This is a genomic window from Spirillospora sp. NPDC048824 (assembly GCF_043198455.1).
In the GTDB taxonomy this organism is placed as follows: domain Bacteria; phylum Actinomycetota; class Actinomycetes; order Streptosporangiales; family Streptosporangiaceae; genus Spirillospora.
The window spans coordinates 61,840-78,214 of record NZ_JBICUS010000006.1; the positions used below are offsets into that span (position 1 = coordinate 61,840).

General features: G+C 69.7%; 20 protein-coding genes and 1 pseudogene. 9 read left to right on the top strand and 12 right to left on the bottom strand.

The features are described from left to right. Nucleotides 1-72: 72 nt before the first annotated feature. Together ACGFIS_RS13430 and ACGFIS_RS13435 are read right to left on the bottom strand one after the other, a co-directional pair. Nucleotides 73-264 (bottom strand): DUF397 domain-containing protein, encoded by a 192-nt coding sequence (locus ACGFIS_RS13430; RefSeq protein WP_392970870.1) that lies wholly within the window; start codon nucleotides 262-264, stop codon nucleotides 73-75. Further along, nucleotides 255-506, bottom strand: coding sequence for a Scr1 family TA system antitoxin-like transcriptional regulator (locus tag ACGFIS_RS13435; RefSeq protein WP_392971251.1), 252 nt, complete (start codon nucleotides 504-506; stop codon nucleotides 255-257). Before ACGFIS_RS13435 ends, ACGFIS_RS13430 begins: the two co-directional genes overlap by 10 nt. Nucleotides 507-568: 62 nt before the next feature. Between ACGFIS_RS13435 and ACGFIS_RS13440 the strand changes: the two are divergent. Next, nucleotides 569-1,136: pseudogene (locus ACGFIS_RS13440) on the top strand (transposase); the annotation flags it as partial. A gap of 32 nt (nucleotides 1,137-1,168) precedes the next feature. Here the strand turns inward: ACGFIS_RS13440 and ACGFIS_RS13445 are convergent. Both ACGFIS_RS13445 and ACGFIS_RS13450 read right to left on the bottom strand, forming a co-directional pair. Beyond that, on the bottom strand, nucleotides 1,169-2,101 hold the full coding sequence (locus ACGFIS_RS13445) for a tetratricopeptide repeat protein (RefSeq protein WP_392911589.1): 933 nt from the start codon (nucleotides 2,099-2,101) through the stop codon (nucleotides 1,169-1,171). A 93-nt stretch (nucleotides 2,102-2,194) separates the two neighbouring features. After that, on the bottom strand, nucleotides 2,195-3,604 hold the full coding sequence (locus ACGFIS_RS13450) for a DUF222 domain-containing protein (RefSeq protein ID WP_392911592.1): 1,410 nt from the start codon (nucleotides 3,602-3,604) through the stop codon (nucleotides 2,195-2,197). Between the two features lie 485 nt (nucleotides 3,605-4,089). Between ACGFIS_RS13450 and ACGFIS_RS13455 the strand changes: the two genes are divergently transcribed. Then, a complete protein-coding gene (locus ACGFIS_RS13455; RefSeq protein ID WP_392970873.1) occupies nucleotides 4,090-5,103 on the top strand; it encodes an RNA polymerase subunit sigma-70 in 1,014 nt (337 codons plus the stop codon). 4 nt (nucleotides 5,104-5,107) lie between these two features. Then, complete coding sequence (locus ACGFIS_RS13460; RefSeq protein ID WP_392970876.1) at nucleotides 5,108-5,533, top strand: hypothetical protein; 426 nt, start codon at nucleotides 5,108-5,110, stop codon at nucleotides 5,531-5,533. A 75-nt stretch (nucleotides 5,534-5,608) separates the two neighbouring features. Here the strand turns inward: ACGFIS_RS13460 and ACGFIS_RS13465 are convergent, their stop codons facing one another. Beyond that, the gene (locus ACGFIS_RS13465) at nucleotides 5,609-6,415 is read right to left on the bottom strand and encodes an SAM-dependent methyltransferase (RefSeq protein ID WP_392970879.1); all 807 of its coding nucleotides are present in this window, start codon (nucleotides 6,413-6,415) and stop codon (nucleotides 5,609-5,611) included. A gap of 224 nt (nucleotides 6,416-6,639) precedes the next feature. On the opposite strand from ACGFIS_RS13465, the gene ACGFIS_RS13470 reads away from it, so the two are divergent. Continuing rightward, a complete protein-coding gene (locus ACGFIS_RS13470; RefSeq protein ID WP_392970882.1) occupies nucleotides 6,640-7,845 on the top strand; it encodes a hypothetical protein in 1,206 nt (401 codons plus the stop codon). Between the two features lie 82 nt (nucleotides 7,846-7,927). Continuing rightward, a complete protein-coding gene (locus ACGFIS_RS13475) occupies nucleotides 7,928-8,500 on the top strand; it encodes a hemerythrin domain-containing protein (protein ID WP_392970885.1) in 573 nt (190 codons plus the stop codon). Nucleotides 8,501-8,558: 58 nt separating this feature from the next. Here ACGFIS_RS13475 and ACGFIS_RS13480 read toward each other — a convergent pair whose 3' ends face one another. The 3 genes from ACGFIS_RS13480 to ACGFIS_RS13490 all read right to left on the bottom strand — a co-directional run bounded on the left by ACGFIS_RS13480 (nucleotide 8,559) and on the right by ACGFIS_RS13490 (nucleotide 10,167). Next, on the bottom strand, nucleotides 8,559-8,969 hold the full coding sequence (locus tag ACGFIS_RS13480) for a VOC family protein (protein WP_392911604.1): 411 nt from the start codon (nucleotides 8,967-8,969) through the stop codon (nucleotides 8,559-8,561). Between the two features lie 5 nt (nucleotides 8,970-8,974). After that, nucleotides 8,975-9,439, bottom strand: a complete 465-nt coding sequence (locus ACGFIS_RS13485) for a helix-turn-helix transcriptional regulator (protein ID WP_392911606.1) — start codon at nucleotides 9,437-9,439, stop codon at nucleotides 8,975-8,977. A gap of 101 nt (nucleotides 9,440-9,540) precedes the next feature. Further along, nucleotides 9,541-10,167, bottom strand: coding sequence for a glyoxalase (locus tag ACGFIS_RS13490; protein ID WP_392911609.1), 627 nt, complete (start codon nucleotides 10,165-10,167; stop codon nucleotides 9,541-9,543). Nucleotides 10,168-10,331: 164 nt separating this feature from the next. Here ACGFIS_RS13490 and ACGFIS_RS13495 point away from each other — a divergent pair, with 164 nt between their 5' ends. Then, the gene (locus ACGFIS_RS13495; protein WP_392970888.1) at nucleotides 10,332-11,261 is read left to right on the top strand and encodes a Rieske 2Fe-2S domain-containing protein; all 930 of its coding nucleotides are present in this window, start codon (nucleotides 10,332-10,334) and stop codon (nucleotides 11,259-11,261) included. Between the two features lie 68 nt (nucleotides 11,262-11,329). On the opposite strand, the gene ACGFIS_RS13500 is transcribed toward ACGFIS_RS13495, so the two are convergent. From ACGFIS_RS13500 to ACGFIS_RS13510, 3 genes are all read right to left on the bottom strand, one after another. Further along, nucleotides 11,330-12,862, bottom strand: a complete 1,533-nt coding sequence (locus ACGFIS_RS13500; RefSeq protein WP_392911613.1) for an MFS transporter — start codon at nucleotides 12,860-12,862, stop codon at nucleotides 11,330-11,332. A 109-nt stretch (nucleotides 12,863-12,971) separates the two neighbouring features. Next, the gene (locus ACGFIS_RS13505; RefSeq protein WP_392970891.1) at nucleotides 12,972-13,334 is read right to left on the bottom strand and encodes a nuclear transport factor 2 family protein; all 363 of its coding nucleotides are present in this window, start codon (nucleotides 13,332-13,334) and stop codon (nucleotides 12,972-12,974) included. 248 nt (nucleotides 13,335-13,582) lie between these two features. After that, entirely contained in the window at nucleotides 13,583-13,951 is a 369-nt protein-coding gene (locus tag ACGFIS_RS13510; protein WP_392911617.1) for an MmcQ/YjbR family DNA-binding protein, read from the bottom strand. A 67-nt stretch (nucleotides 13,952-14,018) separates the two neighbouring features. Here ACGFIS_RS13510 and ACGFIS_RS13515 point away from each other — a divergent pair, with 67 nt between their 5' ends. The 3 genes from ACGFIS_RS13515 to ACGFIS_RS13525 all read left to right on the top strand — a co-directional run bounded on the left by ACGFIS_RS13515 (nucleotide 14,019) and on the right by ACGFIS_RS13525 (nucleotide 15,791). Continuing rightward, nucleotides 14,019-14,522 (top strand): MarR family winged helix-turn-helix transcriptional regulator, encoded by a 504-nt coding sequence (locus ACGFIS_RS13515; RefSeq protein WP_392911619.1) that lies wholly within the window; start codon nucleotides 14,019-14,021, stop codon nucleotides 14,520-14,522. A 50-nt stretch (nucleotides 14,523-14,572) separates the two neighbouring features. Then, the gene (gene accB, locus ACGFIS_RS13520) at nucleotides 14,573-15,049 is read left to right on the top strand and encodes an acetyl-CoA carboxylase biotin carboxyl carrier protein (RefSeq protein ID WP_392911621.1); all 477 of its coding nucleotides are present in this window, start codon (nucleotides 14,573-14,575) and stop codon (nucleotides 15,047-15,049) included. Between the two features lie 67 nt (nucleotides 15,050-15,116). Further along, nucleotides 15,117-15,791 carry a DUF1707 domain-containing protein gene (locus ACGFIS_RS13525; protein WP_392911623.1) on the top strand — a complete coding sequence of 225 codons (675 nt, stop codon included), beginning with the start codon at nucleotides 15,117-15,119 and terminating at the stop codon, nucleotides 15,789-15,791. A 61-nt stretch (nucleotides 15,792-15,852) separates the two neighbouring features. Here ACGFIS_RS13525 and ACGFIS_RS13530 read toward each other — a convergent pair whose 3' ends face one another. Then, nucleotides 15,853-16,305, bottom strand: coding sequence for a MarR family winged helix-turn-helix transcriptional regulator (locus tag ACGFIS_RS13530; RefSeq protein WP_392911625.1), 453 nt, complete (start codon nucleotides 16,303-16,305; stop codon nucleotides 15,853-15,855). Nucleotides 16,306-16,375 lie beyond the last annotated feature (70 nt).

Genomic DNA, 16,375 nt, shown 5'->3' on the forward strand with positions numbered 1-16,375 from the left:
TGCCCGGGGGGACGGGATGACTCGCCGCGACATAACGATTTGGGGGCCGCCGGGGCGGATGTTTCTGGACGGTCAGTGCACCTTGGCGGCGGACTCGACGGCCGTCCGCAGGGCCGCGCGGGTCAGCAGGAGGACGGGCCCGTCCGGGTCCTTGCTGTCCCGCACCGCCACCACCGCACCGGCCACGTCCGCCAGCTCGACGCAGTCGCCGCCGTTCTCGCCACTGCGGCTTGCCTTGCGCCAGGTGGCGTTGCTCAGGTCCATTTCTCCAATGCCTCTCTGATCATGTCCCGGGACATGTCTTCGGGGAGCGCCCCCGCTCGCAACTCTCGAAGCGATTCGGAGAGCCTGGCGAGGTCCGAGGGGTTGTCGGTCGTGATGCCTCGTACGGTCGTCTCCATGTAGGCGACCTCGCTCCGGCCCTCCATGGTAGCCACCACGAAGGCGCCGCCTGTGCCCGCCGGACGCCCATTGTTGCGGACGATTTGAATGGTGACGTTGGGCAGCTCGCTGAGGCGATCAGGTGCTCGATCTGCTCGCGCATCACCTCGTGAGAGCCCACCAGGGCCGGATCCGCCGCGAGATGGGCTAAGGACCCCGCGCGGTCGCCACCGTCTTCGACTCCCAGTCGGTCAAGGCCGCCGAGACCGTCGGCCGCGACTCCCGCGGCTACGACGCCGGCAAGAAACAAACGGCCGCAAGCGCCACATGGTCGTCGACATCCGCGGCCTGCCCCTGCTGGTCATGGTCACTCCCGCCGACCTCCACGACGCGGCCGCGGCCAAGGAAGTCCTCTTCCGACTCCGCCTCATGGACCCAGAGATCACCATCGTCTGGGCCGACTCCGCCTACGCGGGCAAGCTCGTCGACTGGGCCAAGCAGCATCTCAACCTGACGATCAAGCCCGTCAGCCGTCCCAAAGACGCGTCCGGCTTCGTCGTGCTGCTCTCGTCGTGCTGCCTCGTCGTTGGGTCGTCGAGAGGAGCCTGGCCTGGATGATGCACGCCCGCCAGCATGCCCGAGACTACGAACGCCTCGTCCAGCACTCCGAAACGCTGATCACCTGGGCAGCCATCACCCTCATGACCAGGTGCCTCGCGAGGAAGGGCGCCACCCCCAGCTGGCCGAGGAAACCGGTGCCGGCCGACACCTAACGGCGCTTCTTCGGTTACCGGCCTGTGGGGAAGCAGACCCTGGAGTGAAGGCGAAGGGGGCGGCCCGGTGGGAGGGGCGGTTCCAGCAACTCGTCCACCGGCACGTCGGTCCAGTCGATGGACGTGGTCTCGGTGTTCTCATGGAGACGGGCGTCCAGGTCGTACATGGCAATGGGACGGCCGGGGCGGTGGATGTGCAAGGTCAACTCCGCGCCCTCATCGTCCAGGTCTTCACCAGTCAGGCAGCCGGGTCGGGAGTCGTTGGGGCCAGGGCCGAGGAGAGTGGCCAGATGCGTGCGGACGTCGGCGACGGAGGCGAATAGGACGAGGGCGTCCTCCCATTCGTTGTTGTTGATCCAGTAGGCGCTGCGCAGTAGTGCGAAGGCGTGGCGGGGGTGACTCCTCTCGCTCTGAGGCTTCTTGGTGGGCGGAGCGTGAAGGTAGGAAAGGGCGGAACGGACACAATTGTCGTCGGGGGCGCGGCGTTGGGCTTCCCGGTAGGCGGCGATGGCGGCGTCCTGGTCGCCCGTCCAGGTGAGGGCATGGCCGAGGTAGAGCGGCATGAGGGCGTCGTGGGGGTCCGCGTCAAAGGCTGCCTTTGCGGTACGGATGGCTTCCTCGGCGAGTGGACGGCTGACGCCGTTACCGTCGTGCTTTTCCAACCCGTTGAGCAGGGTTCCGTCAACGTCGTCGAAATCGCAGCACACGTCGGACAGCGCCACGTGCCGTAGGGCGAAGGTCGAGGCGACCGCACGCAGGATCGCGAGGGTGGCGGCGGTCTCGGTGTCTTCGTGCGGTCCCTGCCCGGCCTGGTCGCAGTGGTGGCGAGCCTGGGCTATCAGGTCAGGGATCGCGGGTTCGCCGCTGAACTGCCGAAGCAGGAACTCGCATTCGGCGAGCGACTGTCCGGCCTGCAGCAGGTGGATGCGTGGATCTTGCGCAGGCATGGGCCGTGAGTCTGCCATCGAGCGGTAGCGACTTCCAGTGGACGCTACGACTTGGTGTCCTGGTCATCAAGCCGCTGGGAATGAAAACACGCACTAAGGGCCTGCGGTTTGGCGGCGTCCTCGGGTGGGAGGCGCGCCGATGGCGTGCGTGTCGGTGGCTCGGCCCGGGTCCGGCGCGCCGGTGCTGGTTCGCGGGGGGCGGGTTCTGTGCCGGTGTCGTGGGTGGCGGGGTGGTTGGCGCGAAGCGTGGGATGCGGGTTGATCCCAGGGGGTTGGGGTGCCGGGTGGCGGTGGGGGCCGGTCGGGTTTGTCGCCGGGAGGTAGGAGCCGGTAGGTGTAGCGGCCGTCGTGGTCTCGGGTGACGTGGATCTGGTCGGGGCTGGCGGCCTTGAAGCGATTGTGGAATCCGCAGGTCAAGGTGAGGTTGTCGATGTCGGTGGGGGTGTCACCGAGGGCCCAGCCGGCCACGTGGTCGACTTCGCACAACGTCCCGGGGACCTCGCAGCCTTGCACGGCGCACGTCGGGTTGAGTGCTTCGAGTACTCGGCGTTGGGCCGGGGTGGCGAAGCGGGTGGTGCGGCCGAGGTACAAGGGGATGTGGCCGCGTCCGAGGAGAAGCGGTGACACTCCGGCTGCCAGGGCGATGCGCCGGGCCTGTTCGGCGGGGATGGGGGTGCCGTCGGTGAGGCGTGCGGGGGCGGTGCCGCCGGTGAGGGTGTCCAGGTCGCAGATGACGGTGACCTTGGTGGCGCGGTGCCCGCCGGACAGGACGGTGGTGAGCGCGGCGGCGGTGCGTTCGGCCAGATCGCGGTGGTCGTCGGCCCCGGCCGGCTTGGCCAGCGGGCCCAGGGTGCCGTCCCAGATGGCGGCGTCCTCGGCGGTCAGCCAGCCCTTCACGTACCGCCCGCCGTCCAGGGAGCGGGTGGAGTCGATCCAGGACCGCCTGTACCCGCGCCGCGAGTCGGGGTCGGGGGTTTCGGTGCCGTCGCGTTCGGCGATCAGGTCAGTGATCCGGTTGGCGAACGCGGCGACCTTTCCTGCGGAGAACCCCTGCTCGGCCAGGTCGAGCAGGATCTCCTCGGCCCTGGCGCAGTCCTCATCGTCCAGGCGGGTCACGGCAGCGGCCACGGTGGCGGCGTACCCGTACGACAGGTCCCCGGCCGCGAGACGTTGAGCGACTTGGGGAAGGCGGTGGCGCTCGCGGGCGAGCGCGATGCGTTCCTTGGCGCGGGCCTCTCGCATGCCCAGCCGCGTCCGCAGCCAGCTTCGTACCGACGGGTACCCCCAGCGGCGCATCTCACCCGAGGCGTCCACCCGCCCGATCAGCCCGGCCAGGACGCTTTCGTGCAGGTCGGTCGCGCGGGCGAGGGTCTCGGCGTCCCGCATGCACACCGCCGGAGAGCCGGGTCCAGGACGCTGGGCGAGTTCGGACGCGATCGCAGCCGCCGCGTCCACCAGCTCACTGGTGGACATCGACGCCGGATCGAACCCACTCGAACACATAACCCAATGTTATCGAACATGCACAGTGGGTGCGCACGTTTCAGGTGAAGGTAAGCATGAAGTATCTCTCCGGATTTACTTGGTCTCGGTCCGTGGTTTTCCGCGTCGGCGTGCCGGTCTCGCCGCACTGCACGGTGGAGTGAACGATCCGTCGGGCCGGTCGTGGAGGCGTCACGCAGATAGCTGGTGAGCCGGACGATGTTGTCCACGGTCATCGCCCATCGTCCCGGAGAGGAAGAGCAGTCGCTGCGCGTTGCGGACCTCCATGGCGTGCATAGTCGTCGGTGGTGGCATAGACGCCGTTGGCCGGGTCATGTGTCACGGTCTCGATACGTGAGTCCTCGGTCATGAGGGCAGATGGCAGATGGCAGATGGCAGATCAGGGCAGATCTTGATCAGGGCTGTTTCTGGTGAATGGTGATGAGTTGTCGCGTCCGTACCCGTCATACCTGCGACGGGACATGACGAGACGGAGGGATGACGTGATGGGTGCGGACACGCGACCGGAGGAGCTGGGCGTGGGCGGTCTGGGCGTGGGCGGGCTGGGCGAGGTCGGGGAGCCGGCGTTCTCGGGGCTGGCGGAACGGCACCGGCGGGAGCTGCACGTGCACTGCTACCGGATGCTCGGGTCGTTCGAGGACGCCGAGGACACGGTGCAGGAGACGTTCCTGCGCGCCTGGCGGCGGCGGGACACCTTCGAGGGACGGTCGACGTTCCGGGCGTGGCTGTACCGGATCGCCACCAACGCCTGCCTGGACCTGCTCGCCAAGCGCCGCCCGGAGCCCGCGACCGGCGGCGAGGTGCGGTGGCTGCAGCCCTACCCGGACCGGCTGCTCGACGAGGTGCCCGCGGGCGACGCGGACGAGCCGGAGACCGTCGCCGCCGCGCGGGAGACGATCGAGCTGGCGTACCTGGTCGCGGTCCAGCATCTCGCGCCGCGTCCGCGGGCCGTGCTGATCCTGCGGGACGTCCTCGGCTGGCCGGCGAAGGACGTCGCCGAGCTCCTCGGGGACTCCGTCAACTCGGTGAACAGCGCCCTGCAGCGGGCCCGGGCCGGCATGCGCGAGCACCTGCCCGCCGAGCGGCAGGACTGGACCGGCGGCGAGGAGGACGCCCAGGCGCGCGAGGTGGTGCGCCGCTATACCGACGCCAGCCTGGCCACCGACGTCGACGGGCTCGCCGCACTGCTGCGCGACGACGTCCGGTGCTCGATGCCGCCCACGCCGGGCCTGTACGTCGGCCGCGACGCGGTGGTGAACGACTGGGTCGAGAGCGGCTTCGAGGGCATGACGGGCCTGCGCGCCGTCCCCACCTCCGTGAACCGGCAGCCCGCCGTCGCCTTCTACCAGTGGCGGGAGCGCGAGGGCGCGTACCTGCCGCTGACGATCGACGTCCTGCGCGTCACCGGTGGGGCGATCACCGAGATCGTCACGTTCCACGACGACCGGTTCCCGCGGCTCGGGCTGCCCGAGCGCCTCCCGGCGGACGGCACGGAGTAGTCCGGTGCGGACGCTCGCACTGCGCGGTGGTGAGCGTGCCGCGGTGGACGCTGCCGAATGGTCCGACGCGTTCGGCGTCGTCACCCGCGGGCGCGTGCAACTGGAGCTGCGCGACGGCGAACCCGGGCCGGTCCTCGGACGCGACGCCGGGTTCTGGCTCCGCGGCACCGGCGTCCGCGCCCTGCGCAACCCCGGCCGCCGCACGGCGAGGGTGCGCATCATCACGCCCAGGCACGCCACATGCCGGTCAGCACACCCCTGCGCCGGTCACCGAACGATGGAGGACGACATGAACAGCACGAATGACACCGCCGGGACCGTCGCAGGCGCGGCACCGGCCCGGATCGGCCACACCCGCCGGCTCCTCGCCGTCGCTGCGGCGGTGATGATCCCGACCCTGGCGTGGGGCCTCCGCACCCGGAGCGGTTGACGATCCCGCCAAGGCTCGGGAACTGAGACGTCAAGCCGGTTGTGGACGCGGTGCCAGGATTCGGCCTTCGCCCCGTCAGGGCTTGCGGGCCACCGCGGCCAGGCCTGTACCGGGGATGGGCTCGGTGGAGCCGATGTCGTTCTCCCGCAGCGGCCGCCAGGTGTACGGCGGGACGAGTCCCGGCTCGACCAGCTCCAGGCCGTCGAAGAACCCGCGGATCTGCTCGGGGCTCCGCAGCCGGTACGGGATCGCACCGGACTCGGCGTAGGCCCGCATGGATTCCACGAACGGCGGGTGGGTGTCGTCGGCTTCCACGATGGCGAGGTAGGAACCGGACGGCAGCGCGTCGACGAGGGTGGCGACGATGTCGCGGGCCCGCTCGTAGGGGTCGATGTGGCCGAGGATCCCCATCAGCATCAGCGCGATAGGCCGGTCGAAGTCCAGCTTCTGCCGCGCTGCCTGCAGGATCTCGTCCGGCTTGTTCAGGTCGGCGTCCACGTAGGTGGTCGCGCCCTCCGGCGTGCTGGTGAGCAGCGCGTGGGCGTGGGCGAGGACCAACGGGTCGTTGTCCATGTAGACGATGTGGGACTCGGGCGCGACGCGCTGCGCCACCTCGTGGGTGTTGTCGGCCGTCGGCAGCCCGGTGCCGACATCCAGGAACTGGCGGATCCCGGCCTCGGCCACGAGATAGTGGACCGCGCGTCCGGTGAACTGGCGGGTCATCCTCGCCGACTGCACGAACCCGGGAAAGATCTGCTCGACCGTCCTGCCCATCTCCCGGTCGACCTCGTAATTGTCCTTGCCGCCCAGCCAGTAGTTCCAGATGCGGGCCGAGTGCGGCACGGTCGTATCGATTGTGGCGGGTTGCTGCGCGTCGTCCATGTCTCCCAGTCCCGTTTCTCGCCAGGGCCGCAGGGCCTTAAAGATCTACAGTTTCGACCCTACGCCGTCCGGCCGGAATGCGAGAGGCGATCGGGGTTGGGCCGTGGGGGGCTAAGGCGAGATAAAGATCTTGAAATTGGTCGGTGGTGGGGGTGCGGTTCGGATCGTGCGGGGTAGGCGCACCTGGCGTCAGGCCGATACGAACTCACGGGAAGGTGAGCCTGGTGGCGTTCAACCCGCTCGAACACCGCGGTATCCCGCTGGAAGACCAACTCCGCAACTGGGGCCAGCTGGACGTCGCGCCCGTCGATCCCGACCATGCCGATCCCTACACCCGGTGCCGCATCATCGCGATGAACGGCATCGAGGTGGAGGCGATCATGTTCAGCCACCACTTCAACCGGGTCTGCCCGGATCCGGAGGTCAAGCAGCAGCTCGCGCAGGTCCGCTACATCGAGCAGCAGCAGCAGAAGGTCGTCAACTGGCTGCTGCCCGGGCAGGCGTCGGTGCTGGAGACCACGATCGCCTATGAGCAGGTCGCGGTCGACCTGACCGGCTGGGTGGCGCGGCAGGAACCCGACCCGTATCTCAAGAAGGCCTACCAGTTCGGGCTGCTGGAGGACTTCGACCACCTGTACCGGTACGCCAACCTGTACGAGATGATCGAGCACCGCAAGGCGGAGAAGATCATCGATCAGCTCACCGAGGCGATGCCGGGACGGCCCACGCGGCTGCATCACCGCCACCCGGTCGACAATGTCCGCGAGCCCTACGACCGTGAGGCCGCCGCGCCGATCTCGAAGCTGCACGCGCTGACGATCATGTCGGCCGAGCAGCAGACGATGAACTTCTACATGAACGTCGGCCCGATGTACATGGAGCCGATCGCCCGGCAGCTCTACCAGGAGATCGGGCTGGTGGAGGAGGAGCACGTCACCCACTACGAGTCGCTGGTCGACCCGGGGGAGACGTGGTGGGAGCGGCTGGTCAACCACGAGTACAACGAGTGCTACCTGTACTACTCGTTCATGCAGACCGAGACCGACCCGCGCGTCAAGGGGATCTGGGAGCTGCACCTGAACATGGAGCTGGAGCACCTCCGCGTCGCGTGCGACCTGATGCGCCGCCACGACGGCCGCGACCCCGAACAGGTCCTGGCGCCGTCGCTGCCCGAGCCGGTCACCTTCGAGCCGAACAAGGAGCTCGTCCGCGAGCTGCTGGCCACCCAGATCGACTGGACGACGCTGGGCACCGGCTACGTCCAGGAGGCCCACCGCCGGTTCGAGGAGTACCAGGACAAGATCAACGCCGAGCGGCCGCCCAGCGACCAGGTGATGGAGGACCACCAGCACAAGTTCGGCGAGGAGTACCGCCTGGAGACCGAAGGGCCCCATCCCGTTCCGAGCCTGCGCCGGGACCGGTACCAGTAACCGGACCCTCGGGTACGTCGGGTACGTCGGGTACGTCGGGAGATCAAGTAGTCGGGACATCAGACGTAGTGGGGAAGACGCTGTGAGCAGTACTACGACGCAATACTCGTCCACCAGTGATCTGATCGACCTGCTGAAGGCGCAGCACGGCCAGATCCGCGACCTGTTCGATCAGGTGATGAACTCCGAAGGGCAGGAGCGCAAGGAGGCGTTCCGGGCGCTGGTGCGGCTGCTGGCCGTGCACGAAACCGCCGAAGAGGAGATCGTCCATCCGGTGGCCCGGAGCCTGCCCGGCGGCGACGGCATCGTGGACGACCGTCTCGCCGAGGAACGCCAGGCCAAGGAACTGCTGTCCGAACTGGACGGCATGGACACGGACGACCCGGCGTTCCTCAAGACGCTCGACAAGCTGCGCATGGACGTGCTGACCCACGCCCGCGCCGAGGAACGCTACGAGTTCGACCGGCTCGGCGCCCAGTTCAGCCCGGCCCAGCTCAAGGGCTTCGCCGCCGCGGTTCGTGCCGCCGAGGCGATCGCCCCCACCCGCCCACACCCCGGCACCGAGAGCGCGACCAAGAACATGCTCGTCGGCCCGCCCGCCGCGATGATGGACCGCGTCCGCGACATAATCCGCGACGCCCGCGGCAAGGGCTGACCGCGCAGGCCCCGCAGGCCGCCGGGCCCCCGGAGGCGGGAGAGCCGGGCTTGCCGGCTCAGCGCAGTTGCTGGATGCGGATCAGGTTGCCCGCGGGGTCGCGGAAGGCGCAGTCGCGGACGCCGTACGGTTGCTCGGTCGGTTCCTGGACGACTTCGGCGTCGCCGGCCTGGACCTTCTCGAAGGTGTCGTCGAGGTCGTGGGTGGCCAGCAGGATCCAGCCGTAGGTGCCCTTGGCCATCATCTCCGTGATGGTGCGGCGTTCGTCGTCGGTGATGCCGGGATCGGCGGCCGGGGGCGCCAGGAGGATCGACGTGCCGGGCTGGCCGGCGGGGCCGACGGTGATCCAGCGCATCGTGCCCTTTCCGACGTCGCTGCGGACTTCGAAGCCCAGGGTGTCGCGGTAGAAGGCCAGGGACGCCTCCGGGTCGTCGTGCGGAAGAACGGTGGTGTGAATGCTGAGGTCCATGACGATCACGCTAGTTGCGGCTCGGCAATCGGCGCTTCTCGATTCCTGACCGGCCGGGTCACCTGTTTCGCGACGCACGGCGGCATTCCCGCCCTCGCGCGCGCGGCCCGGCGCCGGTACACGGAGGGTGGTATACCGACCAGTTCGGTGAAGCGCGTGCTGAAGGTGCCCAGCGACTGGCAGCCGACCTCGAAGCAGACGTCGGTGACGCTGAGGTCGCCGCGGCGCAGCAGCGCCATCGCCCGCTCGATGCGCCGCGTCATCAGGTAGGAGTACGGCGACTCGCCGTAGGCCTGGCGGAACCGGCGGCTGAGGTGCCCGGACGACATGTTCACGCCGCGGGCGAGGGCCTCCACGTCCAGCGGCCGCGCGTACTCGCGGTCGATCCGGTCGCGGACGCGGCGCAGCCGCGCGAGGTCGCTCTGGCGCTGCGCCGCGGTGAGGGCGCGGCCCCACGAGGGGTGGCACACGGGGATGACTCCGTTCTTCGATGTCCGCGGCCGGGCGAGCCGGCCGCAGGCGGGTCGGGGGCCACGGCCGCGGGCGGGTCAGGGGTGCGGCCGCGAGCGGGTCAAAGGGTCGCGGTCTCCGATGCGGTCTCCCACACGAACCCGTCCGGGTCGGTGAAGGACTCGGCGTCGGTGCCGATCATGAGGCGGTGCGATCCGGTGCCGTCCGGAGTGACGCCGGCGTCCTTGGCGAGGGCCTTGCGCCCGTAGAGCGCCAGCTTGACGGGGCTCGACGAGGCGGCGAACTCGACGTACTTGCGGCCGAAGCTCTTCGCCACGGTGAGGCCGCGGTCGACGTAGAACCGCTTGGTCGCGGCCACGTCCGCGACGCCCAGCAGGAGCACGACGTCGTCGATCTCCCGGGTCGCCGGGCCGGCGTCCTTCTTGTTCGAGGTCGCGACCTTCCAGATCGCCCCGTCCGGGGCCTGCACGACACCGCCGTAGCCCCAGAACGACTTCGCGGCGGGCTTCAGGGTGGTGGCGCCGGCGTCGAGGGCGGCGTCGATGAGGGCGTTGACGTTTCCGGGCTGGGACGCCGTGAGAGACATCGTGAAGCCGCGGAATCCGGTCGTCGGCGCGTCCGAGGCCCGCAGGAGCACCTGAGTGTCCAGACCGAAGGCGGTGGTGTAGAAGCTGCGGGCGGCGTCGAGGTCGGACGCCTCAAGGGTGATGGATTCGATGGAAGTCATGACGGTGACGCTAGGCGCGGCTCCATGGGCGGCGCTTCTCGATTCCTGACCGGTTTGTCCCGGTGGTGACGCGGCCGGGCCCGGGTGATCGGTGCGCGGACGGTTTCGGGGGGTGTCGGGGGGAAGAGAGCGGACGAGTGAAGTCGTGCCTTGGGGGAGGCGTTATGAGCATGCCGCACAGGGCGGTGCGTCGGCTGGAGAAGGCGGAGGCCCTGGACAGGGTCGCCAAGCCGGTCAGTTCCGTGGCTCAGAAGGTGGTCCGGCCACGGTTCGTCCGGAATCTGCTCAGCGGGACCAATATCGGGCATCCGCTGCATCCGCCGCTCACCGATGTGCCGATCGGTGCGTGGACCATGGCCGGGCTCCTGGACGCCGTGGGGGGATGCGACGCCGAACCGGCGGCCGACCTGCTGGTGACGGCCGGGGTGGTCGCGGCCGTGCCCACCGCCGTCACCGGGATGAACGACTGGTCCGACACGCTCGGGGCCGAGCGGCGGGTGGGGCTGGTCCACGCCACCGTGAACAGCGCGGCACTGACGCTGTACGCGGCGTCCCTCGCCGCGCGGGTCCGCGGTCACCGCGGCAAGGGGAAGGCCCTGGGGTTCGCGGGGCTCGGCGTGATGGCGATCAGCGCCTACCTCGGCGGTCACCTGACGTTCGTCAAGGGCGTCAACGTCAACCGCACCGCCTGGCAGCAGGGCCCGGAAGAGTGGACGCCGGTGCTGGCGGCGGCCGAACTGCCCGAGGGCGAGCACCGCACGGCGGACGCGGACGGCGTCCGGGTCCTGCTCCACCGGACGGACGGAAAGGTGCACGCCCTGGCCGCGACCTGCAGCCACATGGGCGGCCCGCTGGGCGAGGGGACGTTCGAGGAGGGCTGCGTCACCTGTCCGTGGCACGGCAGCACGTTCCGGTTCGCCGACGGCGGCATCGTCCGCGGCCCGGCCAGCACACCGCAGCCCTGCTACGAGGCACGGATCCAGAACGGACGCATCGAGGTTCGCGTCCCACCGGCGGGCACCCACGCCGACGCATCCGAGGACCGTGCCCACCGGCCGCGGCGCCGCCCGATCACACGAGCCCCCGCCACGTGACACCGCCTCCGACGCGGGCGTTCACGATCGGGACGGTATCGGGGACGGTCGGCGTTGCGAGCTCGGTGTCATCGCTGCCGTCCGGTCTCCGGGCCGGACCGTCCGGTTCGGGATGAGGGGAGGAACAGTGCGACGGTGGCGCCGAGTACGGCCATCGCGGCGCAGCTGAGAAGTGCGGTGCCGGCCGCGTCGCTGAACGTCGCTTCGGCCAGTTCGCGCAGGTGGTGCGCGTCCGGTCCGGTGATGTGCGCGGCGGGGTCGCCGCTGACTTGGCTGCCGGTCAGACCGGTCTCCGTGTGGCGGGCGTCGGTGACGAAACGGTTCTGCCAGACGCCGGAGACCACGGCTACTCCGGCGGTGATTCCCAGCAGGTAGCCGACATAGGAGATGTTGCGTCCTGTGATCGTGTGCGTGGCCGGAACGTCCTTGAGGGCGGTGGTGGCGGTGGGGTCCTCTTGGAGTCCGAATCCCGCGCCGGCGACGGCCAGTGGGGCGAGGAAGAACAGCCAGCCGGAACCCGGCGATGCGAACGTGACCCAGAAGGTGCCCGCCGCGATGAGCAGGAAGCCGGGGATCACCAGCAGCCGGACGTCGACCCTGCCGGTGAGCGATTCGGAGACGGGCGCCACGATGACCGCGCCGACGATGATCGACATCAGCAGGGCACCGGCTGCGAGAGCCGAGTAGCCGTGCTGGACCTGCAGGACGTGTGACAGGGCGAAGAACAAGCCGAGGCTGGCGAACTCGCCGATCCCGCGGGCGAGGTTGCCGAGGCGGAACCGCCGTGACTTCAGCAGGGTGCGAGGCACGAACGGGTCGTCGGCGCGTCGCTCGTTGAGGACGAAGAGGCCCAGGAGCGCGATCCCGGCGGTGGCGAAGCTGATGATGAGCGGGGAATCCCAGCCGAACCGGGTGCCCTCGATGACGGTGAAGGCCAGGGCGAACACGGCGAGGCCCCCGAGGAGGGCGCCGGGGACGTTGGGGGAGCGTGGGGGACCGCCTTCCCATGACGCCGGGATCAGCCTGCTGCCCGCGACGAGCACGGCCGCGCCGGTGAGCACGTTCAGGTAGAACATGAACTCCCAGGACAGGCCCCAGGTGATGAGCCCGCTGACGACGGGCGCGGTGAGCGCGGCGACGGCGAACGCCGCCCTGTGCGCCGTGGCCGCGCGTTCTCCGGCCCGCCCTGCGAAGGCCGTCTTCATCAGGGCGAAGGCCGCCGGTTCGGCCATCGCCGCGCCGAGCCCCTCGACCGCGCGTGCGGCCACCAGGACTTCGATCGACGGAGCGAGGGCGCACGTCAGAGACGCCGCCGTGAAGATCGCCATGCCGGGGAGGAGCAACCGGCGGTGTCCATGCCCGCCGGCGAGCCGGGCTGCGGGAAGCAGGAACACCGCGAACGTCAGGATGAAAGCGCCGTACGCCCACGTCGCCATGTCGAGCGCTCCGCCGAGGTCCCCCAAGATCGCGGTCAGGGGGATGACCATGCCGGCGGTGTCGAACACCACGATGAACGTGCTCAGCAGGAGGACGGCGAGGAGGCCGTTTCCGGGGCGCGGTGCCTGATCCGGCTCAGCGTCCTTGCCGTCCTGCGCTGTCATGCCGAGGATTCCACCGGTGTTGCCTCGAAGGGGATGGGTGTGGTTTCAGCATGCTGGGTGGTTCGCCGGGGTGCAAGGGGCGCGGAACGCGGCCGTGCGGGCGGGCGGTTCAGGTCGCCGCTCGGCGGGCGGCGTCGAAGGGGGCGCGGTCGAAGAGGAACCGGCTGTAGGTGATCTTGCCGTTCTTGACGGTGACGCATTCGGCGCCCGGCGCTCGTTTCACCGGGATCGTCTCGGTGTCGTACATGAGCAGGGCGGTCTCGTCGTCGCCGTAGGCCGCGATCATTTCCGCGTGGACGAGTATCTCCACGAACGGGCCCATGAACGCGCGGTACGCGGCGGCGCCCTCGATCCGCCCGGCCGGGGCGTCGCAGACGATGTCGTCGGCGATGTAGGTCATGGCTCGTTCGAAGTCCTTGCCGGTCCACGCGTCGTGGTACGCCAGCGCTGTCTTCAGGGCGGAGCTGTCCATCGGTGTTCCTCTCTGATGTTCCATGGCGTGGTACCGATGTGAGTTGAGACACCGGTGTCGGCCCGAACCTCGCCGTCACCCGCTTCCTCGACGGCGAGGTGCTCTCCCGGTCCGGGCTCCCCGCGACGCTCACCCTGCATGCTCAGGGCCGGCGGGACTCCGGCAGGCCGGCTGGTCGATGATCTGTGCGGCCTCCTTGCGCGTCGGTCAGGCGCCATGCCCGAGGACGTCTTGGGGCCCGGTCGTTTTCAGGGGTTCGTCTCAGGGCGCGTCGATGGTGTTCTGAGGCGTTTGGTGTTCGAGAGGCGTTTGGGGGCTGACAGGCGCCAGGCTTCGGTGACGAGTTCGGCCAGCTCCTCCGGGTCGACCTTGGCGAGGTCGATCTCGATCCAGGCGAAGCGGCCGCCCGCCCAGGAGGGGGCGAAGACTTCGGGGGCCTCGGCGACCAGGGCGGCCTGTTCTTCGCGGGTGGCCTTGAGCATGAGGGTCTCTTCCGCCTCGTTGAGGTAGCAGAAGCCCTTGTCGCGTACCCGGAAGCCGGTCAGCTTCGGATGCCGGTCGTTCTGCGTCACCTCCGGCAGCCCGAGCACGATGGTCAGGAACTCCTCAACGCTCATACCCGAGGTGTACCAGGCACGTCGGACGATTCGGCAGGGACGAATAGTAAACAAGTACACTGTTCGCATGGCGAAGCAGTTCGACGGCCCCCCGAGCAGCGGTTACCTGCTGTGGCACGTTTCGCTGCGGTGGCGGGTGGCCATGGACCGCGTGCTCGGGCCGCTGGGGTTGACGCATGCGCAGTACGCCGTGGTCGCGTCGCTCTACAGCATGGAGCAGAGCGGGATACGGCCGAGCCAGCGGCAGCTCGCCGACTACAGCGGGCTGGAGCCCATGTACGTCTCCCGGCTCGCCCGCCAGGTCGAAGGCAACGGGCTGGTGGAACGCAAGGACAACCCCGCCGATCCGCGCGCCGTCCAGGTGACGCTCACGGACAAGGGCGTCGAGACGGTCAGGTCCGCGCTCGCCGTCGTCCGCGAACTGGAGGACCGCTACCTTGAGCCCCTCGGTGGCGCCGACAGTCCGGAGAACCTTGAGCTGAGGCGCCGGCTGCAGGCGCTGCTGGAGCACGCCGACGCGTTGAAGGGCGCGGCGGTGCCCGACCTTCAGCCGGACTCCAGCGGGGATTGAGCCGGCTCCGCCACGCTCGACGATGTGACGAGCGGGAGGGCCGGGTGCCGATGAACGAAGAACAGACCGTCCTGGACGACCTGTGTCGGCGGGCGGCCGAACTCATCGGCGCGACGCGCGGGCCGCTGAAGAGCGTGCGCCTGCGGGCGGGCGAGATGAGCGTCGAGGTCGAATGGCCCGAGGCGCCGGCCACCGGACGCGAGCCGGTGGGGACGGGCGCCGGAGGCGAGCCGGCGGAGGCGGGCGTACGCGCCGGGGAACCCGCACCGGAACGCGAGGACGGCACCTTCGTGGTGCACGCCCCGCTGGTGGGGACGTTCTACCGCGCGCCGTCGCCCGACGCCGGGCCTTTCATCGAGGTCGGCGACAAGGTGGAGGCGGGGCAGCAGGTGGCGATCGTGGAGGCCATGAAGCTGATGAACGCGGTGGCGGCCGAGCAGGCGGGCCGCGTCGTCGAGGTCCTGGTGGAGGATGCCGAGCCGGTCGAGTACGGCCAGCCGCTGTTCGTGCTCGCACCATCCGACTGAGGCGGGCCCGGTGCTCCAATCCGGAAGAATCTCGCGTTCCGAGACTCCGGTGATTAGGGTTCGGGGTATGAGCAAAGGTCTTGAGCCGGGTGAGGGTCTGGAGCCGGGTGGAGGTCTGGAGCCGGGTGAAGGTCTGGAGCCGGGTCATGCCGAGCTGCGCGCGTCCCACGAGGACCGCGATCACGTCGTCGAGCGGCTCAGGGACGCGGCGGGCGACGGCCGCCTGACCGCGCAGGACCTCGACGAACGGCTTGAGGTGGCGTTGACGGCGCGCACGCACGGCGAGCTGCGGGCGCTGCTGCGCGATCTTCCGGCGCCCACCGCACCCGACGTGCCGGAGCTGCTCCGGCTGGAGGCCCGCCAGGGCAACATCGAGCGGGCCGGGAGCTGGGTCGTCCCGCGCCGCCTGGAGGTCGAGGCGCACAGTGGGAACGTGGTCATCGACTTCACCAGGGCCACGCTCGCCCATCCGGTTCTGGACATCGAGGTCACGGTGAGCCACGGCAATGTGCGGCTCATCGTGCCGCCGGAGGTCGAGGTCGACATCGGCAGCGTCACGGTCCGCAGTGGCAACGTGCGGCCGTACCGGGCGCGGGGTGCGACCGGTGCCCCGGCCCGGCTCCGTGTCGGTGTCACGGGCAGTGTCCGGCATGGGAACGTCATCGTGCGGGGGCCGCGCAGGAGCTTCCTGGAGTGGCTGCTGCGCCGGCCGGCGCGTTCCCGGCCCGCGCTGCTGCCCTGAGCCGACGGCCCGCGCCCGGTGCCGAACCGGTGTTCACGAACCGGTGGTCAACGGTGGGTGTTCAGCCGGTGATGTGGCGGGCGGCGGACGTGTTCTGTTCGCGTAGCCAGCCGAGGACGAGCGCGAGTTCGTCGTCGGACAGGCCGTCCGTGCGTGCCGCGAGCCTGGCGGCCCGGTCGAGGTGGGCGAGGAGCGCGGCCAGGTTCTCCGGGACGGGTTCGAGGATGACGCGGCGCCCGTCGTCGGGGTCCCGGGTGCGGCGGGCCAGGCCGGCGTCCTCCAGGCGGTCGGCGACGCCGGTGACCGCGCCGCCGGTCGTGACGCTCAGCAGCCGGGCGAGGGCGCCGGGGGTGCGCGGGCCGTCGAGCGCCAGTGCGGCGCCGCCCAGCGCGTCTTTCAGGGACAGTCCCAGCCGGTCGGCGAGGGCCTGGTAGAGCAGCACGCTCCACAGAGTGTGCCGGATGATCTCGGTGCGCATGTCCCTGCACATGTCCTCGTACCCGGGGCGAGCCATCACCTTGCTTCCCTCCCTTGTAGAGGAACACTAAATATGAGTAACTCTACTTTAGAGATTACTGTCTGAG

What these genes read in the sequence shown, in the direction of transcription:
- ACGFIS_RS13430 (WP_392970870.1), bottom strand. Translation starts at nt 264, where the DNA reads ATGGACCTGAGCAACGCCACCTGGCGCAAGGCAAGCCGCAGTGGCGAG.
- ACGFIS_RS13445 (WP_392911589.1), bottom strand. Translation starts at nt 2,101, where the DNA reads ATGCCTGCGCAAGATCCACGCATCCACCTGCTGCAGGCCGGACAGTCG.
- ACGFIS_RS13450 (WP_392911592.1), bottom strand. Translation starts at nt 3,604, where the DNA reads ATGTGTTCGAGTGGGTTCGATCCGGCGTCGATGTCCACCAGTGAGCTG.
- ACGFIS_RS13455 (WP_392970873.1), top strand. Translation starts at nt 4,090, where the DNA reads ATGGGTGCGGACACGCGACCGGAGGAGCTGGGCGTGGGCGGTCTGGGC.
- ACGFIS_RS13465 (WP_392970879.1), bottom strand. Translation starts at nt 6,415, where the DNA reads ATGGACGACGCGCAGCAACCCGCCACAATCGATACGACCGTGCCGCAC.
- ACGFIS_RS13480 (WP_392911604.1), bottom strand. Translation starts at nt 8,969, where the DNA reads ATGGACCTCAGCATTCACACCACCGTTCTTCCGCACGACGACCCGGAG.
- ACGFIS_RS13490 (WP_392911609.1), bottom strand. Translation starts at nt 10,167, where the DNA reads ATGACTTCCATCGAATCCATCACCCTTGAGGCGTCCGACCTCGACGCC.
- ACGFIS_RS13495 (WP_392970888.1), top strand. Translation starts at nt 10,332, where the DNA reads ATGAGCATGCCGCACAGGGCGGTGCGTCGGCTGGAGAAGGCGGAGGCC.
- ACGFIS_RS13500 (WP_392911613.1), bottom strand. Translation starts at nt 12,862, where the DNA reads ATGACAGCGCAGGACGGCAAGGACGCTGAGCCGGATCAGGCACCGCGC.
- ACGFIS_RS13505 (WP_392970891.1), bottom strand. Translation starts at nt 13,334, where the DNA reads ATGGACAGCTCCGCCCTGAAGACAGCGCTGGCGTACCACGACGCGTGG.
- ACGFIS_RS13510 (WP_392911617.1), bottom strand. Translation starts at nt 13,951, where the DNA reads ATGAGCGTTGAGGAGTTCCTGACCATCGTGCTCGGGCTGCCGGAGGTG.
- ACGFIS_RS13515 (WP_392911619.1), top strand. Translation starts at nt 14,019, where the DNA reads ATGGCGAAGCAGTTCGACGGCCCCCCGAGCAGCGGTTACCTGCTGTGG.
- accB (WP_392911621.1), top strand. Translation starts at nt 14,573, where the DNA reads ATGAACGAAGAACAGACCGTCCTGGACGACCTGTGTCGGCGGGCGGCC.
- ACGFIS_RS13525 (WP_392911623.1), top strand. Translation starts at nt 15,117, where the DNA reads ATGAGCAAAGGTCTTGAGCCGGGTGAGGGTCTGGAGCCGGGTGGAGGT.
- ACGFIS_RS13530 (WP_392911625.1), bottom strand. Translation starts at nt 16,305, where the DNA reads ATGGCTCGCCCCGGGTACGAGGACATGTGCAGGGACATGCGCACCGAG.